The 20,275-nt window shown below is 68.9% G+C and carries 17 protein-coding genes; 12 read left to right on the top strand and 5 right to left on the bottom strand.

Going from position 1 to position 20,275, the window contains the following annotated elements:
* The first annotated feature begins 4 nt into the window (after nt 1-4).
* The 3 genes from AMYAL_RS0103310 to AMYAL_RS0103300 all read left to right on the top strand — a co-directional run bounded on the left by AMYAL_RS0103310 (nt 5) and on the right by AMYAL_RS0103300 (nt 3,237).
* Nucleotides 5-1,570 (top strand): adenylate/guanylate cyclase domain-containing protein, encoded by a 1,566-nt coding sequence (locus AMYAL_RS0103310; protein WP_020629880.1) that lies wholly within the window; start codon nt 5-7, stop codon nt 1,568-1,570.
* A gap of 212 nt (nt 1,571-1,782) precedes the next feature.
* On the top strand, nt 1,783-2,454 hold the full coding sequence (locus tag AMYAL_RS0103305) for a papain-like cysteine protease family protein (protein ID WP_020629879.1): 672 nt from the start codon (nt 1,783-1,785) through the stop codon (nt 2,452-2,454).
* Nucleotides 2,455-2,463: 9 nt separating this feature from the next.
* Nucleotides 2,464-3,237 (top strand): hypothetical protein, encoded by a 774-nt coding sequence (locus AMYAL_RS0103300; protein WP_020629878.1) that lies wholly within the window; start codon nt 2,464-2,466, stop codon nt 3,235-3,237.
* Here the strand turns inward: AMYAL_RS0103300 and AMYAL_RS0103295 are convergent.
* The 3 genes from AMYAL_RS0103295 to wecB all read right to left on the bottom strand — a co-directional run bounded on the left by AMYAL_RS0103295 (nt 3,224) and on the right by wecB (nt 7,219).
* The gene (locus tag AMYAL_RS0103295; protein WP_020629877.1) at nt 3,224-4,171 is read right to left on the bottom strand and encodes a helix-turn-helix domain-containing protein; all 948 of its coding nucleotides are present in this window, start codon (nt 4,169-4,171) and stop codon (nt 3,224-3,226) included. The two genes, AMYAL_RS0103300 and AMYAL_RS0103295, sit on opposite strands and share 14 nt — an antisense overlap.
* A 122-nt stretch (nt 4,172-4,293) precedes the next feature.
* The gene (locus AMYAL_RS0103290; RefSeq protein WP_020629876.1) at nt 4,294-6,000 is read right to left on the bottom strand and encodes a DUF2334 domain-containing protein; all 1,707 of its coding nucleotides are present in this window, start codon (nt 5,998-6,000) and stop codon (nt 4,294-4,296) included.
* 4 nt (nt 6,001-6,004) lie between these two features.
* The gene (gene wecB, locus AMYAL_RS0103285; protein WP_020629875.1) at nt 6,005-7,219 is read right to left on the bottom strand and encodes a non-hydrolyzing UDP-N-acetylglucosamine 2-epimerase; all 1,215 of its coding nucleotides are present in this window, start codon (nt 7,217-7,219) and stop codon (nt 6,005-6,007) included.
* 251 nt (nt 7,220-7,470) lie between these two features.
* Here wecB and AMYAL_RS49810 point away from each other — a divergent pair, with 251 nt between their 5' ends.
* The 6 genes from AMYAL_RS49810 (at nt 7,471) to AMYAL_RS0103255 (ending at nt 13,429) form a co-directional block, all read left to right on the top strand.
* Nucleotides 7,471-7,626 (top strand): hypothetical protein, encoded by a 156-nt coding sequence (locus AMYAL_RS49810; RefSeq protein ID WP_020629874.1) that lies wholly within the window; start codon nt 7,471-7,473, stop codon nt 7,624-7,626.
* 11 nt (nt 7,627-7,637) lie between these two features.
* Nucleotides 7,638-8,939 (top strand): glycosyltransferase family 2 protein, encoded by a 1,302-nt coding sequence (locus AMYAL_RS0103275; protein ID WP_020629873.1) that lies wholly within the window; start codon nt 7,638-7,640, stop codon nt 8,937-8,939.
* A 12-nt stretch (nt 8,940-8,951) separates the two neighbouring features.
* Entirely contained in the window at nt 8,952-10,025 is a 1,074-nt protein-coding gene (locus AMYAL_RS0103270; protein WP_020629872.1) for a M20 family metallopeptidase, read from the top strand.
* Between the two features lie 58 nt (nt 10,026-10,083).
* Nucleotides 10,084-10,356 (top strand): hypothetical protein, encoded by a 273-nt coding sequence (locus AMYAL_RS0103265; RefSeq protein WP_026466700.1) that lies wholly within the window; start codon nt 10,084-10,086, stop codon nt 10,354-10,356.
* A 45-nt stretch (nt 10,357-10,401) separates the two neighbouring features.
* Nucleotides 10,402-12,222: a glutamine--fructose-6-phosphate transaminase (isomerizing) gene (gene glmS, locus AMYAL_RS0103260; RefSeq protein ID WP_020629870.1), complete on the top strand. Its 1,821-nt coding sequence runs from the start codon at nt 10,402-10,404 to the stop codon at nt 12,220-12,222.
* A gap of 67 nt (nt 12,223-12,289) precedes the next feature.
* Nucleotides 12,290-13,429 carry a serine hydrolase domain-containing protein gene (locus tag AMYAL_RS0103255; RefSeq protein WP_026466699.1) on the top strand — a complete coding sequence of 380 codons (1,140 nt, stop codon included), beginning with the start codon at nt 12,290-12,292 and terminating at the stop codon, nt 13,427-13,429.
* Here the strand turns inward: AMYAL_RS0103255 and AMYAL_RS0103250 are convergent.
* Nucleotides 13,426-15,828 (bottom strand): beta-L-arabinofuranosidase domain-containing protein, encoded by a 2,403-nt coding sequence (locus AMYAL_RS0103250; protein ID WP_020629868.1) that lies wholly within the window; start codon nt 15,826-15,828, stop codon nt 13,426-13,428. The genes AMYAL_RS0103255 and AMYAL_RS0103250 overlap by 4 nt on opposite strands.
* Before the next feature lie 296 nt (nt 15,829-16,124).
* Between AMYAL_RS0103250 and AMYAL_RS0103245 the strand changes: the two genes are divergently transcribed.
* From AMYAL_RS0103245 to AMYAL_RS0103235, 3 genes are read left to right on the top strand one after another with little or no spacing between them, the layout of a single operon-like run.
* Nucleotides 16,125-16,886, top strand: a complete 762-nt coding sequence (locus tag AMYAL_RS0103245; protein ID WP_020629867.1) for a DeoR/GlpR family DNA-binding transcription regulator — start codon at nt 16,125-16,127, stop codon at nt 16,884-16,886.
* On the top strand, nt 16,883-17,776 hold the full coding sequence (locus AMYAL_RS0103240; RefSeq protein ID WP_026466698.1) for a carbohydrate ABC transporter permease: 894 nt from the start codon (nt 16,883-16,885) through the stop codon (nt 17,774-17,776). Before AMYAL_RS0103245 ends, AMYAL_RS0103240 begins: the two co-directional genes overlap by 4 nt.
* A gap of 3 nt (nt 17,777-17,779) precedes the next feature.
* Entirely contained in the window at nt 17,780-18,607 is an 828-nt protein-coding gene (locus AMYAL_RS0103235) for a carbohydrate ABC transporter permease (RefSeq protein ID WP_020629865.1), read from the top strand.
* 180 nt (nt 18,608-18,787) lie between these two features.
* Here the strand turns inward: AMYAL_RS0103235 and AMYAL_RS0103230 are convergent, their stop codons facing one another.
* Nucleotides 18,788-19,999: an HNH endonuclease signature motif containing protein gene (locus AMYAL_RS0103230; protein ID WP_039795199.1), complete on the bottom strand. Its 1,212-nt coding sequence runs from the start codon at nt 19,997-19,999 to the stop codon at nt 18,788-18,790.
* Nucleotides 20,000-20,275: the final 276 nt, after the last annotated feature.

Here is a 20,275-nt window from a genome sequence, read left to right as displayed (position 1 = left end):
ACGGGTGCGACCAGACAGGGACTCCTCACTTCGGGGCCGCGGGCAGGGGCCGTTCGGCTCGTGGCTGCTCGGTCCGCTCGATCAGGACGCGGCCGTGTTGCGCCGCCGCGTCCAGGGGCTGCTCACCGGCACGCTGATCGCGACCAACGTCATCGGCGCGCTGGTCGTGGTCGGGCTGGCGGCCCTGCTCATGCCCGCTCCCGGTATGTCCGGCGAACTCGTCCGGGTGACCGCGATCGCGGTCCCCGGCTACGTGGTCTCCGCCGTCGTCGTGGGCGCGCTGTGGGGCACCCGCGGCGCGCTGCGGACGTTGCGCTGGGCGGCCGAAGGCCGGACGCCGACCGACACGGAACGCGCCGCCAGCCTGCGGGTCCCGTTGCGCCTGACGCTGGTCCAGGCGGTGCTGTGGGGCGTCGCGACCGTCGTGTTCGGCGTGCTGGCCGCGCTGGTGCAGCCGCGGGTCGTGCTGACCGAACTGCTCGTCGTCGCGTTCGCGGGGGTGGTCGTCTGCGCGATCGCCTATCTCGCGGGTGAGTTCATCCTGCGGCCGTACGCGGCCCTGGCCTTGGCGGGCACTTCGCCGGCGCGGCCGCTCAGCGGCGGGGTCAATCTGCGGATGCTGCTGTTCTGGTGCCTCGGCACCGGGGTCCCGGTGGCCGGGCTGGTGGTCACGGCCGTCCTGGCGTGGGTGCGCGGCGACGTGTCGACCACGAAACTCGCCATCTCGGTGATCGTGCTGGGCCTGGTGGTGCTGTGCTTCGGGTTGCTGGTGACGGTGTTCACCGCCCGCGCCGTGGTGAACCCGATCCGGTCGGTGCAGCACGCGCTGGGCAGGGTGCGGGCCGGTGATTTCGCCGTGGAGATCCCGGTCTACGACGGCACCGAACTCGGTCTGCTGCAAGCGGGGTTCAACGGGATGGCCGTCGGTCTCGCCGAACGCGAACGGTTGCGGGACCTGTTCGGCAGGCACGTCGGCGAGGACGTCGCGAGCGAGGCGATGCGCACCACCACCGCCGAACTCGGCGGCACGGTGCGGACGGTGTCGGTGCTGTTCGTGGACCTGATCGGCTCGACGACGCTGGCCGCGAGCCGCCCGCCCGAAGAGGTCGTCGGCCTGCTCAACCGGTTCTTCGCGGTGGTGGTCGACGAGGTCGACCGCAACCACGGGCTGGTCAACAAGTTCGTCGGTGACGCCGCGCTCGCGATCTTCGGCGCGCCGGTGCTGTTGGCCGACCACGCGACCCTCGCGTTGTCCACGGGCAGGGCGATCGCGCGCAGGCTGGCCGCGGAGGTGCCGGAATGCCCGGCCGGGATCGGGGTGGCGACGGGTGAGGTGGTCGCCGGGAACGTCGGCGATCCGCGGCGGTTCGAGTACACGGTCATCGGCGACCCGGTCAACGAAGCGGCCCGGTTGACGGAACTGGCGAAGAACGTCGAAGCCCGGTTGCTCGCTTCGTGGACGGCGATCGAGTCGGCGGCCGAGCCCGAAGCCACGCGGTGGAAGGCGACGGAGGACGTCACCTTGCGGGGCCGTACCCGGCCCACCACCCTCGCGACACCGAGGTCCTGATCAGTGGTGGATTCACAGCCTTTGTGAAGGGGTCGTGAATCTTGCGCGGCGATCGTGTCCCGCCGCCGGTTCACCCGGTGTTTCCTGGCCCGCGAACGTGACCCCGAGCTGTGAACGATCACAGCGGTTCTCCCGCGCCCGGTGAGGGCGTTGTCCCCGTGGCCGGGGCGGCGCACGGTGATCTCCCCATCCCCGTGTCAAAGGAGACATCTGTGAAGAGCCTTTCGAGGGCCGTACTGGCCACCGGAGCCGCCGTCTTCGCGCTGAGCATGTTGCCCGCCACCGCCCTCGCGCAGCCCGGCGACGCCGGGGACCGGCCCACCGGCCTGATCAAGACCCAGACCCACACTCAAGTGCGCGAGATCGCGCCGGTCGCGGGGACCGCGTTCACGGTCGCCTCGACGGCCGCCTCCAAGCAGCTGAACTACACCCAGCAGGTGCAGCAGCAGAACCAGTGGTGCTGGGCCGCGGACGGTTCGAGCATCGAGCGGTCGCAGGGCGGCAGTGCCACCCAGGCCCAGTTCTGCGCCGCTGGCAAGGGTTCCTCGGCCGGGTACTGCCCGAACCAGGCGGCCCAGATCTCCGAGATCGTCCGCGGTTTCCGGGGCACCGGTTTCTCCGCGCAGGACGCGGGCGGGCCGATCGGCTTCAACTCGGTCGTCAGCCAGGTCGACGCCGGGATCCTGAACCTGACGGGGATCTACTGGACCTCCGGCGGTGGCCACGCGGAGGTGATCTACGGCTACGACTCGGCGAACCAGTCGATCATGGTCGGTGACCCGTGGCCGACGTATCAGCGCTACCAGACCTGGAACTACAACCAGTACCGCAGCAACGGCCAGTTCCGCTGGAACGACACCATCGTCAACATCCGGAAGGGCTGAGACGCGGTCATGAACACGATCTGCCGGAAGTTCTCCGGATGTCTCGCGGTCGCCGTCGCGACGCTGCTCCCCGCCACGCTGCCCGCCTCGGCGAGCGAGAACGTCGTCGCGCCCTCGTCCGGCGATCTCGCGGCCGCCGTGAGCGTCGCAGCGCAGCCCGACGCGATCGGACTCGCGAGATCGAACTTCCGGCAGGTCGACCACATCGAACCGCAACGGATCACGATGGGGGAGAAGGGTTTCCCGGTCTACACCCTCAATCCCGACTTCGTCAGGGGCATCGCCGGGGCGCCGGCGGGCGTGCTGCGATCCGTCGCCGTGACGGCCACCGCCGATTCCGGTCAGAAGGCCACGCTGCAGGCGATGCCGGAAGGCCAGGGAAAATGGGTCGCCGCGAGCGTGTTCTCCGGCAACGACGAAGAGACCCTGAGCGCGCGGCTGCGGCCCGGTTCGGTGCTGCTCAACGAGCCCCAGATCAACGGCTGGTACGAACTGCGTCCCGACGGTGTGGTGCTGCTGCAGGCGAGCCTGCCGCAGTCGCCGGTGGGGAAGCTCGTCCCGCTGCCCGACTATCAGCGGACTGTGCACGGCCGCTACGCCGACAAGCTCCCTGGATCGGACTACCAGCGTGATGGCGGGATCGGCTTCGCCCAGACCGTACCCCCTGCCGCCGACACCGGCCTGCCCGTCTCGATCGTGGCCGGGTTGATCGCCGCCGGGATCGCCGGGCTGGGGCTCGTGCTGGTCACGGTGTTGCGGAAACGCCGCCTCACTCCCAGATGAGGTCGATCCCCGCGATGCCGACGTCGAGTTCTTCGAAGTAGGCACTGACCGTCGCACCCGGTCCGGGGTGCAGCGGTTCGCTGACCACGGGAGCCAGATCCTCGCGCTCCCGCACGGTTTTGACACAGCGGGCGGGGATCGCGTCGGCGTCGAAACGCATGCGAAGCAGGTACGCCGACATGCGGGCTCGTACCGTCCGGTGGAAACAGGTGGACCGGACCGACGCGGCCAGGCGCAGGGTGAACGCGAAGGTGTATGTCTCGCCTTCGGCCAAGCTGCGGTCGAAGAGGAGCTCGAACACCATTCCCGGCGAGGAGGTGCTTCGCCGCACTCTGCCTCTTCGGCAGCCATCGGTGGCGAAGACCGTCGTGGCCTCCATGTCGGTGCCGTCTTCGTCTTGATGGGTCACCACGAAGCCGTCCGCGCCGGGCTCGCGCGCCCGCACGACCATGGTCGAGGTGATCTCCGAGGTCCGGCCTTGCCCGGTCAAGGTCAGCACGTCGACGACGGTCACCACGTCGAGCTTCGCGTTTCCCTCCGCACCGGGGGATTCGCTCAGTTCGTCCATCAGCGAGCAGGTTTCGGCCCAGCTTTGCCGTAGTTCCGCCACCGAGGGCCGGTGGTCGTCGCCGGGTGACCGCCGCTGCGGGCCGATCAGGACGACCAGGCTGTCCGGCGGCAGGCCCAGCACCGCTTCGAGCGCGCGGACGATTTCGAGCGAGCGCGGCGTCGACGGATGCCGGAGCCCGCGCTGCCAGTAGCTCAAGGTCGATTCCGCCACGGAAACACCGCGCGCCGCCAGATGCGCGCGGATACGGGACAGGGAAAGCCCGCGGTGATCCACCGCTTCGGAAAGCGCGCGATGGAATGGTCCGGACCGCACCGCGTCCGGCACCGCTCGCCGCGCGCTGGGCTCCTCGCGTTCCTGGTACATAGGCACCCCCACCGACGCCGGGTTGGCGCAAAGCATGCGCAGTCCGGCGCCGGTCGGCAACCGTCAAAGGTCGAGAACCGGACTTTCCGCCCCGTCACGCCTTGCCGCGCCACTCACGAGACTCAGCCGTCGAGGATCTCCGACGTCGTGGCGAAGCGGTACCCCAGCGCCTGCAGAGAACTCACCAGATCCCGCAGGCCACCTTCGCCGAGAAAAGGGTGGTAGAAGAAGCCGGCGACGTTGTCGCGGACGACGAGCGCGCTCTGGGCGTCGGCGAGCATGTCGACGGCGGTGCGGGAGGCGTGCTGGTTGAACGCCACGGGCGCCACGTTGCCGATGTTCTCGGGGACGACGTTCGCGCCGTAGACGTCGCGTACCGGGTACGGGAAGAACTGCCCGTACACCTGTTCCGACGTCGCCGTGGCCGTCGAGCCGCATCGGCCGCCGGGGCAGAAGCCCGCGTAGTAACTGCCGCGGTCGTAGCGGGCCTGGAAGAGTTCGGTGGTCCGCTGGTAGTCCACGGCGGAACCGCCGTAGTGCGGGAACTCGAACATCGTCGGTTCCGGGAGGCCCACTCGCCGGAACTCCCCGAGGCCGGTCGCGATCCGCTCGTCGAACCAGCGCGCCGAGTCCTCGGGCATCGGCCCGTCCATGCGCACGACGCCGTTGCCGTCGACACTGGACTTGTAGAACTCGAAGTCGCTCGCGCTCACCCCGTCGTACGGGTTCGGGCCGCTGTCACTCTGGTGGCTGTAGCCGTGCATGACCAGCGTCGCGCCCGCCTGGACGGCCTCCTTGAGCACGTCGACCAGTTCCGGCGAGTCCACCAGCCGCGCGGAGGTCGGCTTCCCGTCGTTGGCCCGGCCCTGCGGATCCGAGTAGTACGGGTAGACCGCGAGGGAGAACGGGACCTTCTGCCGGACGAGGAAGTCCGTGACCCTGCGGAGTTCTTCGGGTTTCGTCCGGGGACCGACGTCTTCGAGCCGGATCAGCGCGCGGTGCCGGTTCGGCGCCTGCGGCGAAAGGACACCCAGGAGGATGTCGGCCGCGGCGAGGTAGCGGTCTTGCGCTTCCGCGTAGGCGTAAGGAACTTCGGCCACATACGTCAACTGTCCTGAATGGACGGCCCAGGGTGACGGCGTGCCGCCGGGGGTGCTCGCCTCGGCCAGGATCTGGACCTTCGTCGTGTCACGGACGTCGATCGCGACGACCCCGGTGCCCGAACGCGGATCGCGGCGCAGGGGAGTGCCCTTGTAGGTGACGGTGGTGGGGTTGTCGTCGCGATAGCTCTTCGCGCGCCAGCCGGGGACGGCGGGCAATTGCCAGATGTTGGCGCCGATCCAGACCACGGGGACACGAGCAGCCGCGACGTCGCTGAGAAACGCTTTCGGCAACGCCGCGTCGGAGACCGAGCCGAGGTACACCACGGCCTGGAACGCGTCCGCCTGCCGCGGCCGGTAGTCGGCGGCGGGCCGCATTTCCCAAGCGGTGCCACGGGAAACGAGGTTCGCGGTGAACATCGCGTACGCCTCGGCCGTCTTGACCTCTTCGGGCGGGGAAACGGTCCCGTCCTTCTTGCGCCCGTCGTCGTAGAGCACGAGAGTCTTCCGGTTCGGGTCGCCGCCGGGGCCGGGCAGCCCCGCCTTGGCCGCCTCGGGAAGGCGGCCGGCGAGCGGCACCGGAGTGGCGGGCGGCGAAGCCGTCACCGGATCCGTCCCGGTGACCTGGACCAGGACGAACCCCGCGACGGTGAGGGCGACGACCGCGACGACCACGAGCCGGAACCAAGCGGGCAGGCGAAAACGCCGCGCGCCCTTGTCCTCCGTCATCGGGTCAGACCTCGACCGGTTCGTTCGCGGAGGACGGCCGGAACGGGGCGGGCAGATCCGGGGCCAGGCCCAGCAGATACGCGAGCGCCCGCTCGGTCCGTTCCGCCGCGGCGCCGTCGCCGAAGGGGTTGCCGCTGCTCATCATCCGCGTACGCGCCGCTGGGTCGTTCAGCAGTCGCTTCGCGGTCGAGACGATCATGTCGCGATCCGTACCGACAAGCAGCGCGCAGCCGGCGTTCACGGCCTCCATGCGCTCGGTGACGTCACGGAGCACCAGGACCGGGACACCGAAAGTCGGGGCCTCCTCCTGGATCCCGCCGGAATCGGAGAGCACGATCGTGCTGGCGGCGAGGGTCGCGGCCAGTTCGGGATAGGGCAGCGGGCCGGTGATCAGCGCGCCCGGCGAGCCCGCCAGCTCTTCGCGGACCAGGTCGCGCACTTCCGGGTTCGGATGCGCGGGAAGCACCACCCGCAGTTCCGGATCCGCGGCCATCAGGTCGGCCACCGCGCGCAGGACCCGGCGCATCGGCTCACCCCAGGATTCGCGGCGGTGGAGGGTGACCAGCATCAGCTTGACCGCGCCGCGGGTCGCGTTCTCGAGCAGTGTCGCCAGTTCCGGATTGTGCACCGTGGTGGATTTGTCCGTCACCGTGAGGATCGCGTCGACGACGGTGTTCCCCGCGACCAGCACGTTCTTCTCGGGCACCCCTTCGGCGCGCAGGTTCGCGGCGGCGTCGGGCGTGGGGGCGAGGTGGAGCGCGGCCGCCTGGGTCACCAGTTTCCGGTTGAGTTCCTCGGGGAACGGCGCGCCGAGGTCGAACGAGCGGAGGCCGGCTTCGAGGTGCACCACGGGGACGCGGCGCCAGAACGCGGCGAGCGCCCCGGCCAAGGTGGTCGTCGTGTCGCCCTGGACGACCACGGCGGCGGGCGGGCGCCGGTCGGCCACTTCTTCCAGACCGGTGAGGAGGCCGGAAAGGAGTTCCGGCTGGGAACCCGTTCGCCGGTTCAGCGTCAGGTTTTCATCCGTCGTCAAGCCGAACGTCGCCAAGGCCTGGCCGACCATTTCCGGATGCTGTCCCGTGGCGACGATCACGGGCCGCATCCGGCCTCCGGAAGCCAATGCCCTGGCCACCGGAGCCAGTTTCACGGCTTCCGGGCGGGTTCCCGCGACCAGCCAGATTTCGGGCATGACGTCGGTCTCGTTCTGTGCGTTACGCACCTGGTCCTTCTTCCGGGTTCGCGCTGAGGTACGGCGTGAATTCGTCGTTGAAGTCACGAAAGAGTGTTAGGTGAGGCGAGGATCACTACTTGATGGTCACCTTTACGGGGGATCGTCGCCCGCGAACGTTAACACAGACGGGGTACTGTACCCACCCGAAAGGCTGAATATCGCTTCCCTGGGTGACCCCGTACTCACGGTATGAAAACTGTGAGTAGATGTTTGTGGCGCCCCCTGTCCGAAGGAAAGACATGTCGATGGTGCCGGTGGGCCCGGTCAAGGTTTCCGCGCTCGGAATCGGCGCGACGATGGCGGGCGCGACGGTGAGCACCGTGCTCGCGGCGGTGATCGGGGCGGTCGCGTTGCTGCTCATGGCGCGTTCGCTGCACCTTCGCTTGAAGGACTGAACCACCCGCTCATGACGAACCCCGCCTTCGCCGCGACCATGATGCTGCTGCTCCTGTGGTGGCCGGCGCACAACATCCTGCTCGCCGCGTTCGCGTGGCGCACCGGGCGCCCGCGCCGGGCGGTTGCCTCGCGCGGCGAGGGCCTGGAGTTCTGGATCGTCATCCCGGCGCTCAACGAGGAGCGGGTGGTCGGCAACACCGTCCGCAACGCGCTTTCGCTTGGCACGGAACGGAACCCGGTCCGTGTTCTGGTCATCGACGACGGTTCGGACGACGGCACGCCGGACGTCCTCCGCGAGGTGACGGACCCGCGCCTGCACGTCCTGCGCCGTGAACTCCCGCACGCCAGACAGGGCAAGGGCGAGGCGTTGAACGCCGGGTACCGCTACATCCTCCGCCTGTGCGAAGCCGAGGGAAGCGTGCCGAAGACGATCGTCGGCATCATCGACGGGGACGGCCGGGGCAGCCAGGGGATGCTGCGCGAGGTGGCCGACGTGTTCGGCGACCGCGGCGTCGGCGCCGTGCAATGCCGGGTGCGTATTCACAACCGACGCAGCGTGCTCGCTTTGCTGCAGGATTTGGAGTTCGGCGCGGTCGCCGACGCTTCGCAAAGTTTGCGCGATTTGGCGGGCAGTGTCGGAATGGGCGGAAACGGGCAGTTTTCGAGACTGGGCGTATTACGCCGCTTCGACCCGGCCCCTTGGTCGGACTGCCTGGTCGAGGATCTCGAACTCGGGCTGAGGCTGCATGTCGCCGGTATCCGGATGCGTTATGTGAAATCGGCGTGGGTGACGCAACAGGGCCTCGTCGATCTGCGCAGGTTGTTGCGGCAACGCACCCGGTGGGCGCAGGGCAATTTGCAATGCGCAAGGCATTTGCGGAAACTGCTGGCGTCAAGGCATGTCGGCAGTATCGGTCTTTTGGACTTCCTCGCCTACCTCGTGACGCCTTGGCTGACGGTGCCGTTGTCCTTGGTGGTTTCGCTGTTGTTCGCGGGCACGCTCGTCGCTTCCTGGTCGGGTGTCACCCTGGGCGGGCTGATCGCGCCGCCGTCGGCGCTGCCGGGCGCGGCCCTGATCGGCGTGGCCGTGCTGCTGGTGCCCGGCGTGGTGTGGGCTGTCGTGCACCGGCTGCGTCTCGGTGAGGAACCGCTTCACCGCTGCCTGCTCGCGGGCCTTCTCTATCCGGGGTTCCTGGTGCTCGGCGTGATCGCGACCTGGCGCGCCCTGTTCCGCGTGCTGGCCCGGCGCAATTCCTGGACCAAGACCGAGCGGTTGAGCGAAGACGAGGGTGTCCCCGCCGGAGCCGCCTGAGAAAATGTCCGCATGACTGTCGACGCGATGATCGAAGACCTCAGGACACTCGTCGAGATCGAGTCGCCGTCGGGCGACATCGAGGCTTTGACGGCGTCGGCCGAGGCCCTCGCCGCCATCCTCGAGACCCGCCTCGGCGGAACGGCGGCACTCGTGGAGAGCGCGGCGGGGCCGCACGTCCGGTGGTCCGGCGGTGGTGAGCCGCGCGTGCTGATCCTGGGACATCACGACACCGTGTTCCCGATCGGCACACTGGCCCGCCGCCCGTTCGCGGTGGCCGACGGCAAGGTGACCGGGCCGGGGGTGTTCGACATGCTCGGCGGGCTGGTGCAGGCGATCCACGGCCTGGCGGCACTGGACGACCTGACCGGCGTCGAGATCCTGGTGACCGCCGACGAGGAAACGGGATCGCACGGGTCGCGGACGCTCATCGAGGACCGCGCCCGCGCGTGCGGCACGGTGCTCGTGTTCGAAGGAGCGGCCGACGGCGGCGGCCTGAAGATCGGCCGCAAGGGATGTGGCAGGTTCGAGGTCGTCATCACCGGCCGGGCTTCGCACGCAGGCCTCGAACCCGAGGCCGGGATCAACGCGCTGACCGAAGCCGCACATCAGGTGCTGGCCATCGCCGCGCTCGGCAGGCCCGAGGCCGGGACGAGCGTCACGCCGACCGTCGCTTCGGCGGGCACGGCGAGCAACGTCGTCCCCGCCTCCGCGACCGTCGTGGTCGACGTCCGGGTCGAGTCCGCCGCCGAGAAGGAGCGCGTCGAGGCGGGCTTCGCCGCGCTCACCCCGCGGCTCGACGGGGCGGAAATCGCGGTGCTCGGCGGGATCCACCGGCCTCCGATGCCCGAGTCTGCCGCCGCGGACCTCTTCGCCGTCGCGGAACGGCTGCTGCCCGGAGTCGCCGGGGTGGCCGTCGGGGGCGGGAGCGACGGGAACCTCACCGCCGCGATCGGCGTCCCGACCCTCGACGGATTGGGCGCCGTCGGGGGTGGTGCTCACGCGGACCACGAGTACCTGCTGGTCGAGTCGATGGTGGAACGAGCTGCCCTGGTCACCGGCCTGGTAGTGGCGATCCGATCCTGAAGTCACCAGTTCTTGCCCGATTTCGGGCAAGAACTGGTGTTTCGGTATCCTGATGTGCATGATGGGTCCAGTGGAGGACGCGGACATCGTCGAGCAGGTGGCCTCGTCGACAGGTCTGTCGACGGCCATCGCCGCCCGTGTCGTCGAGGACGTCCTGGCGTTCTACCGGCAGCCGGTCGAGCAGTACGTCCGGTCGCGGCACGCGCGGTTGCAGGCCGAAGGCAGGAAGAACCCCGAGATCTTCCCGCTCGTCGCCGGGGAGCTGAGCCGTCGCCTCGTCGCGCCTCCCGACCTGTCCGAGCGGCAACTGCGCCGCATCGTCTACGGCTGACGGAACACCATCCCCGTCCGTTTCTTTTTGTGAGGTTGACTCGTCATGTGCGGAATCGTCGGCTACATCGGCGGCCAGAACGCCGCCCCGATCCTGATCGAGGGGCTCACCCGGCTGGAGTACCGCGGCTACGACTCGGCCGGGATCTCCGTGCTGGGCGGCAAAGGCGCTCAGGTGCACCGGATCGTGGGGCGGGTGCGGAACCTGACGGCGGCCCTGCCCAAGCGGCTCGCGGGCAAGGTCGGCATCGGGCACACGAGGTGGGCGACGCACGGCCCGGCGACCGAGGCGAACGCCCATCCGCACGTCTCCGAGGACGGCCGGATCTCCGTGGTGCACAACGGGATCATCGACAACGCCGACGCGCTGCGCGAGCAGCTCGGCCAGGCCGGGGTGACCCTGACCTCCGAGACCGACACCGAGGTGCTCGCCCACCTCATCGCGAGGTCGGGCGCGAAGACCCTCGAAGACGCCGTCGTCGAAGCCGTTTCCCGCGTCACGGGGACGTACGCGATCGCGGTGACCGACACCGAGCACCCCGACCGTGTGGTGGTCGCGCGTAACGGTTCGCCGCTGATCATCGGCGTCGGCGACCGGGAGATGTTCGTGGCCAGCGACCTGTCCGCGCTGGTCCGGCACACCTCGCAGGTGGTGCACCTCGACGACGGCGAGTTTGCCAGCGTCTCCGCCACGGGTTACCGCACCTTCACCGTCGACGAGAGCGACACCGGCAAGGCCGCGACCGAGATCGACATCCAGGCCGACGACCTCGACCTCGGCGGTCACCGGCACTACATGTACAAGGAGATCCAGGAACAGCCCGAGTGCCTGGAGCGGATGATCCGGGGCCGCCTCGACGACCGGTTCGGTGTGTCCCGTTTGGACGGTCTGAACCTGACCGCCCGTGACCTGCGCGGTTTCGCGAGGGTGAAGATCCTCGGCTGCGGCTCGGCGTACTACGCGGGGCAGATCGGCGCGACCATGATCGAGGATCTGGCGCGGGTCCCGGCCGACGCGGAGGCCGCGTCCGAGTTCCGCTACCGCAACCCGATCATCGAAGCGGACACCCTCTACATCGCGGTCAGCCAGTCCGGCGAGACCGCGGACACCGCGTTCGCCGTCGAAGAGGTCAAGCGCAAGGGCGGCCGGGTGGTCGGCCTCGTCAACGTCGTCGGCTCGACGATCGCGCGGGCCTGCGACGGCGGCCTGTACCTGCACGCCGGTCCGGAGATCGCCGTCGCGTCGACCAAGGCGCTGACCAACATGGCCGTCGGCTTCGCGATGATCGCGCTGGCGCTCGGCCGGGTCCGCGATCTGTCCAATGCGGACGGACAGCGGATCGTCGCGGCGCTGCGGGCACTGCCCGCGCAGGTCGCCTCCATCGTCGAGGCGGAGTCCCAGATCGCCGAGCACGCCAAGATCTGCGCGGACGCGCGGAGCCTGTTCTTCATCGGCCGGGTCCGGGGCTTCCCGGTGGCGCGCGAGGGTGCGCAGAAGTTCAAGGAGATCTCGTACCGTCACGCGGAGGCCTACCAGACCTCGGAACTCAAGCACGGCCCGCTCGCGCTGATCGACGAGGAGCTGCCGACGGTCGCGATCGTGCCGTCCGACGACCTCGCCGACCGCAACCTCGCCGCGATGCAGCAGATCAAGGCGCGCAAGGGGCAGGTGCTGGCGATCACCCACGACGACGTCGACTTCGGCGACCTCGACGTGCCGCGGTTCGTGGTCCCGCGTTCGGAGCCGGAACTCGACCCGATCCTGCTCACGATCCCGCTGCAGCTGCTGGCCTACCACGCGGCGCTGATCCTCGGCCACGACATCGACAAGCCGCGGAACCTCGCGAAGTCCGTCACCGTGGAGTGACCCTGATCTTCGGAGACCGGGTATTTCCCTGATGTCCCCGCTGCCTCGCGCGGACATCATGTGTGACATGAAACTTCCAATTGTCACAGCAGTAGTAGTCGTCGCCGTCGCGGCGGCCCTCACCCCGGTGACGGCCGCCGCGGCGTCGGATCTCGGAAAGCCCGATCCGGCCGCGTTGTCGGCGGCGATCGCGGGCCTGCCCGACAAGGACACGAGGGGTGCGCTGGTCCGGGTCACCGGCGACTCGGGGTCCTGGTCCGGCACCTCCGGTGAGTCCGACGCCCGCACGCACGCCCCCGTCCGGCCGGACGGGTTCTTCCGGATCGGCAGTACCACCAAGGTCTACACCGCCGTCATGGTGCTGCAACTGGCGCAGGAACACCGGATCGACCTCGAACAGCCGGTCCAGCGGTATCTCCCCGGTCTGCTCCCGGCGGGCTATCCGCCGGTGCCGGTGCGCACCCTGCTCGACCACACGTCCGGGCTGCCGTCGGTGGACATCCCCGGTCTCTACGAGCCGGAGTGGATCCTCGCGCACCGCTACGAGCACTGGAGCCCGCGCCAGGTCGTGGACACCGCGCTGCGTCACCCGATCGACTTCCGGCCCGGCACGGCGCAGAAGTACACGAACACCGCGTACGTGACGGCCGGGATGCTCGTCGAGAAGGTGACGGGACAGTCCTACGCGCGCAACCTGCGCGATCGCATCACCGTCCCGCTCGGCCTCTGGCGCACCTACTATCCGGAGGACGACCCGCGACTGCCGAACCCGGCCGCGCGCGGATATCTGGACGTGGACGGGAAACTGGTCGACGTCACCGAGATGAACCAGTCCATCCCCGGCGCCGCGGGCGCGATCATCTCCACGGCGGAGGACCTCGGCAAGTTCATCACCGGCCTGTTCCAGGGACGGCTGCTCGGTCCCGCCGTGATGCCGCGGCTGTTCGCCGTTCCCCGTGTGCCGATGTCCGACGGCAGTGGCCCGGCCAGTTACAGCCAGGGCCTGATGAAGCTGAGCCTGAACGGGATCACCGTCTGGGGGAAGACCGGCAGCCGGTACGGCTACGCGAGCGGGATCTTCGCGACCCAGAACCTTTCCAGGGTCGTGGCGTACTCGGTCAACCCCACGGTGAAGTCGCCGGACGGGCAGCCGCTCATCGTGCAGAAGATCGCGGACGCGGCGAGCCGGAGCCTGTCGAAGAGCTAGTCCAGCAGGCGCCACAGGTGATCGGCGGTCCCGTTGTCGTCGAACTGGACCACGATCGCCGAATCCGCCGTGGACATCAGGTCCACGCCGAGGACCTTGCCGGAATTGAGGTTCTGGAGCCGGAACCAGCCGTCCCCGTTGTCCAGGAACCGCCACAGGTGGTCCGACGTGCCGTTGTCGTCGAACTGCACGACGCGTGCCGAGTTCGCGGTGGACATCCGGTCGACGCCGAGGACCTTGCCGGAGTTGCGGTTCTTGACACGGAACCAGCCGTCGCCGTTGTCCAGCAGCCGCCACAGATGGTCCGCGGTCCCGTTGTCGTGGAACTGGACGACCTGTGCGGAGTCCGCGGTGGACATCCGGTCGACCCCGAGGAGTTTGCCGGAGTTGCGGTTCTCGATCCTGCTCCACCCGGAGCGCCACGGCCGGGAACCGCCGGTCCTCGGGAACGACGTCACCCGCAGCCGCGCGGCGCCCATCGGGATCAGGGTCACGCGCTGGACCGGGGTGTCGACGGCGACCGGGCTGTCGGCCAGTTCGTCGATCACGTTCTGCTCATTCGCCTGCCACGCGTCGACGCGTTGGGCGTCGGTGGTGAGCCGGACCGGGCTGTTCGCCGGGGTGAACGGGTCGAGCGGGTTCCCGCCGGTCGTGACGACGGTGAACGCGGCCTGCGGCACCAGACCGTAGTTCCACGCCGATCCGGGCCGGACCTCGTGGACCGGCCATTGCTCGTCGCCCGCGACCCGGCTCCAGTTCTCCTGGATCGCGAGGGAATAGGTCAGCGGCCCGCGGTCGACCGAGACGGAGCCGTGGTTGCGGGCCCAGATCCGCGTGCGGGTGGTCATCGGGAGCCGCAGGGTGACGCGGTCGCCGGTACGCCACATCCGGCGGACGGTTTCGTAGCGCGGGCCGCTGCTCACGGCGACCGGTCCGCCGTTGACCGACAGCGACGGCGCCGCGCACCAGCCGGGAATCCTGACCTGGAAAGGGAATTCCGTCGGTTTCGGCAGCGAGAAGGTGAACGTGATCGTGTCCGAGAACGGGTAGGCGGTCGCTTGGCCGACGGTCACCGAAGTACCGCCGGCCACCTTCGCCGTCACCGTGGAAGCGCCGTACAGCATCGCGCAGAGACCGCCGCCCGCCGTGGCCTGCCACATCTCTTCGACGTAGTACGGCCAGCCCATCCCATAGTTGTGCGGGCAGCAACGGTAGTTGTCGATACCCGGCTCGTACGCCTGCATGGCGAAGTCGTTGTCGAACTGGCTCAACGTCTTCGGCTGCCTGTCGAGCTGGATCCCGTTCGCCGACGTCACGTAGTGGACGCTTCGCCCGGCCGGGTCCAGCGCGGCCGGGAGCAGGTTGAACGCGAGTTCCTCGACGCGGTCGGCCCAGACGGGGTCGCCGGTGGTCCTGGCGAGGATCTCGTGGCTCATCATGTATTCGACGATCCCGCAGGTCTCGAAGCCCTGCCTCGGATCGTCGTAACCGGGACGGACGTTCTCGTCCCCGGCGAAGCCGCCGCCGGGGAACTGGCCGTAGCGGCCCTGGATCCGGTCGTAGTTCGCGTAGGCGCTCGCGCGATGCGCGGGATCGCCGGACAGGACCCAGAACTGGCCCGGTTCGCGGAAACCCTGGGTGATGTTGACGTTGTGCCCGGTCGGCAGGTTGTCCGTCCAGTTCGCCGAATACCGGTGGATGGTGCGGACCAGGTCGAGCAGGAACGCCTCACCGGTGCGGTTGTAGAGCCAGTAGACGACGTCGATCGTGTCGGCCCAGCGGGTGTGACCCCAGCCGTCGGTGTACACGGACGTCGGTTGCGCCGCCATGAACCGGAAGTACCGGCTGAGGAACGGGACGACACGACTGTCCTTTGTGTACTCCTCGTACGAGCGCAGCGCGTGCAGCATCGGCATGTGCGGCCACAGGTCCGCGTGGCCGGATTGCCGGGTGCGCAGTTCGGACGGTCCGAAGAAGCCGTCCGCGGCCTGGGTGGCGAGGACGGCGTCGATCCAGCGGCGGGTGTCGGCCAGCACGCGGGCGTCGCCGGTGACGTAGCCGAGGTCGCCGTACCCGCGCAGCCAGTACGGCACCTCCTCCCAGCCGCCCAGCTCGGGCCGTGTCCAACCGGTGTTTCCGAACGCGAGGTAGTGCGAAATCTCCTGGTAGCGGCCGTTGAGCCCGTCGAGCTGCTTGCGGAGCTGGGTGGCCAGCCAGCCGTCGGCCCGCGCCGAGCCGGGCGGGAGCCGCAGCAGGGGAGCGGGCAGCAGCGGCGCGCGGTTGGCGACGTAGGGCGAGGCGATCGCGGTTTCGGCATGGGCTTCGGCCTGGGTGCCGATGCCGACGGCCAGACCTGTCGCGACGGTGGCTTTGAGGAAGTTGCGGCGGGCGACTGACATGGGGTTTCCCCTTTCCTGACCCGGTCAGCCCAGATTTACATCGTTGGTACAACGTTGTAAATCCGCCGTTCGCCGGACTTCCGCCCGCCTGGGCTGCCCCGTCATGAACACTGCGCCATCGGGCAGCCTCGCCGTCGGTTCGGGCAACGCCGGGCGAAAGTCCACCCGGCGCTGTGTCCTCAATGGACAGAGCGCCGGTGAGGCGGGTCCGGTTTCCCCAGGGTTCCGTTGTCGGACCGGCGAGAAACCAACTATTGTCGCCATGACCGCTCATCCGCCAGGGCAGGAGGTGACCGTTGTACGCCGAGGAGCGGCAGCGTGCCATTCTCAAGCAGGCCCGGCAGAACGGCCGTGTCGACGTGGCGACGCTGGCGGCCGCCTTCGAGATCACCAGCGAGACCGTCCGCCGTGACCTGACGGCGCTGGAGCGCGGTGGCATGGTGCGGCGGGTGCACGGCGGCGCGATCCCGGTGGAACGGCTGGGCGCCGAGCCGGGACTCGACGCCCGCGACGCGGTGATGACCGCGGAAAAGGACCGGATAGCCGTCGCCGCGCTGGCGCAGGTCCCCGCCGAGGGTGCGATCCTGCTGGACGCGGGCACCACGGTGGGACGGCTGGCGAATCTCATCCCCGCAGACCGCGAACTGACCGTGGTCACCCCTTCGCTGCCGAACGCGCTCGTGCTCGCCAACCGGCCCGGCATCACGGTGATGCTGGTCGGCGGACGGCTTCGCGGGCACACGCTGGCGTCGGTCGACAGCTGGGCGCTCAACGCACTCAAGGACACCTACGTCGACCTGGCGTTCATCGGCACCAATGGGCTTTCCGTCGAGCGGGGGCTCACTACACCGGACACCGCCGAGGCGATGGTGAAACGCGCGGCCATCTCCTCCGCGCGGAGGACGGTGGTGCTGGCCGATCACACCAAGATCTGCAACGACCACTTCGCGCGCTTCGGCGAGCTCGAAGACGTCGACACCCTGATCACCGACACCGGCGTCGATCCGCAGACGGCCGACGAGATCACCCGGACCGGCGTCAAGGTGATCGCCGTTTGAGGCGAAGAGGCGAGCGGCTCGCCGGATACCTGATGACAGCGCCGTTCTACGTTCTGTTCGGCGTTTTCGGTCTCTTCCCGCTGCTCTACACCGCGTGGGTGGCCCTGCACCATTGGCATCTGGTCAACGGTGACACCGGGTTCGCCGGGCTCGGCAACTTCGCCGTCCTGCTCCAGGACCCGCATTTCTACAACGCGCTCTTCAACACGGTCAGCATTTTCGTCCTTTCGACCGTGCCCCAGCTGCTGGTCGCGCTCGGGCTCGCCGCGCTGCTCGACCGTCCGCTGCGAGGGCGGACCTTGTGGCGGGCCAGTGTGCTGTTGCCCAACGTCGTCTCGGTGGTCGCGGTGGCGCTGGTGTTCAGCCAGCTCTTCGCCGAGGACTACGGCGTCGTCAACTGGGCGCTGGGCCTGGTGGGGCTCGACCCGGTGGACTGGCGGTCGGACCGGTTCGCCTCCCACGTCGCGGTGAGCGCGATGGTGATGTGGCGCTGGACCGGCTACAACGCGCTGCTCTACCTCGCGGCCATGCAGTCCGTGCCGCAGGAACGCTACGACGCCGCGATGCTCGACGGCGCCTCCCGCTGGCGGACCTTCCGGTCGATCACCGTGCCCGCGATCCGGCCGACCATCGCCTTCACCGTCGTCGTCTCGACCATCGGCGGGCTGCAACTGTTCGCCGAGCCGCAGCTGTTCGACGACTCCGGCACCGCCGGCACCGGGGGCGCCGACCGGCAGTTCCAGACGCTGGCCATGTACCTGTACGAGAAGGGGTTCGGCGAGTTCGACGCCGGATACGCGGCGGCCATCGCGTGGCTGCTCTTCCTGCTCTCGGCCGGATTCGCGCTGGTCAACTTCTCGCTCGTGCGCCGGATCCGGGGCGGTGAGTGAGGCGTGGCGGGCAGGGAACGGGCCGGATTCGTCGTCTACGGGCTGCTGCTCGCCGTCGGCATCGCGTCGATCTTCCCGTTGTACTGGTCGTTCGTGGTGTCCTCCAAGGACAATTCCGCGCTCGGTGAGACCACCCCGCCGCTGTTGCCCGGCGGCAACCTGGCCGAGAACGTGGGCAGGGTCTTCGACACCGTCGACTTCTGGCTGGCGATGCAGAACTCGCTGATCGTCGCCGGCACGGTGACCGTGTCGAACGTGCTGCTCTCCAGCATGGCCGGATTCGCCTTCGCGCGCCTGCGTTTCCCCGGCCGGGACTCGCTGTTCCTGGTCGTCATCGGCACCGCCATGGTGCCCGCCCAGCTCGGGGTCATCCCGCTCTACCTGGTGGTCGGCGAACTCGGCTGGTACGGACGGCTGGAGGCGGTGATCGTGCCGGGACTGGTCGGCGCGTTCAGCGTGTTCTGGATGCGGCAGGCGTGCGAGGAGGCGATCCCCGGCGAACTGCTCGACGCCGGGCGTGTCGACGGCTGCTCGCCCGCCCGGCTGTTCTGGAACATCGCCCTGCCCGCCATCCGCCCCCAGGCCGCCGTGCTCGCGATGCTGACGTTCATGACCGCGTGGAACGACTTCTTCTGGCCGTTGATCGTGCTCGACCCCAACGCGCACCCGACCGTCCAGGTGGCACTGTCACGGCTGGCCAGCGGCTACTTCACCGACTACTCGCTGATGCTCACCGCGGCCACGATCGGGGTGCTGCCGGTCATCGTGCTGTTCATCCTGCTGGCCAGGAAGGTGGTCGACGGCGTCATGCGCGGCGCGCTACGGGGCTGACGGCCGTGTTCGCGGTGAGGTGACGGGACATGGCGGCACCGCGAGTGGACGTAGCCGTTTTTCGGCGGTGACTCGTCGAAGGATGGTTGCGTGGCGCGTAATGCGGGATTTCGGCCGGTGCTGCCCATGATCGGCTTTGTCGCCGGTCGCCGGTCGCCGGTCGCCGGTTTCCGGCGACGGTCAGAAGGGTGGCTCGGTTCGAGGTTCGTGCAGCGGCGGTGGTGTGCTGTCGTAGCTCTTGCCGGTGGGTGTGGTGATGGTGAGGGTTCCGTCGGACGCCAGCCGGTAGTTCCAGCCGGGTTCGTCTTTCAGGCGGTGGTCGCGGCGGCAGAGGTCGACCAGTTCGGTGTCGGCGGTGTGGCCGCCGTGCTGCCATGGCACGGAATGGTCGAGGTCGCAGGCCTGGGCGATGCGGTGGCAGCCGGGTCTTCGGCATTCGCGGTCTCGCACCCGGACGAACTCGTCCAGACCGGCGGTCGGCCGGTAGCGGTCTCGGCCGAGGTCCAGGACTTGCCCGGAGAGCGGGTCGGTGATGATCCGTCGCAGCACGGTGTCCGGCCCGCCGGCGATGTGCCGGGCCAGCGACGCCGGGATGTGCCCGTGTCCGGCCAGTTCCGCGGGATGGTCGTTCAACCCGAGATAGGTGTTGAGGTCCATGTAGAGGAAGACCTCGGTACGTTCGCTTTTCCCGCCCTGTCCGCTGAGGAGGAGGTCGAAGGCGACATCGGCGCGGAGCTGGTCGAGGGTGCGGGTCTCCTCGCCGGTTTTGAGCGCGCGTGCTTCGCGGTCGATGCGGGTGTAGGCGGCGGCGACTTTCTCGGCGGGTCCGTCTTCGACTTCGATCGAGGCCACTCCGGTCTCGCCTTGCCGGATCGACAGCCGGCGTCCGGCGCGATGCCGCTCCACGCGTTTCCCGGCGCCGTCGCGGTCGGCCATCATCGCCGCGTGGTTCGCCGCTTTCCGGATCTGTTCGGAGTTCCTGCCCGGTAACCGGTCTTCCAGCACCTCGTCCACCGTCCGGGCGTCGTCGTCGGTGAGCCAGGCGGTGGCGGTGGCGACTTTCATCGCCCCGTATCCACCCACCTGACCCTGGTCCAGCAACCCCAAAGTTCGTGGCAGCCGAGTGGTGAGAGCCTGGGCGGTGGAGACCAATCCGGCCGCGTGACCATCCACAACGGACAGTTCGAACGCGACTTCCTGCGCCACACTGGCGGCACCGTCGCGATGACGGCTCAGCTGTGCCAGGGCACGGAACCGGACTGCTTCCAGCCTGGCGATTCCTTCCGTCGCTGCCGCGGCGGCAGCCAAGGCATCCTTGTCTCCCAAGGTGTCCAGCGAAGCGTTGACCTCCTTCAAGGCATCGGATGCGGTGATTTCCTTCAAGAGCGCCACAGTGGCGTCGAGTGTGTCCACGCCCAGAACGTACAACCGGCCACCGACAGTTTTCGCCGCCGGATTCCGGTGAAGCCGTATCCGTTCTGCCGGAGCCGGGAAGGATCGATGCGTTTTTGGTTACGGTTCTTGGGTTTTGAGGGTGGGGTGGGGTGGGTGAGGCTGAAGGTGTCGTCGTTTTCTGGCGATGGTCGGGTCGGCCGGGACCGCTGGGGCTCGTTGTGTGCCTCCACGTCGCTGTGGGGCTGGGTGCTGTTTTTGAGCGTCTGCTTGGGT

The sequence above is a fragment of the Amycolatopsis alba DSM 44262 genome, from assembly GCF_000384215.1.
Taxonomy (GTDB): domain Bacteria; phylum Actinomycetota; class Actinomycetes; order Mycobacteriales; family Pseudonocardiaceae; genus Amycolatopsis; species Amycolatopsis alba.
This window is presented reverse-complemented; position numbering and strand designations above follow the sequence as displayed.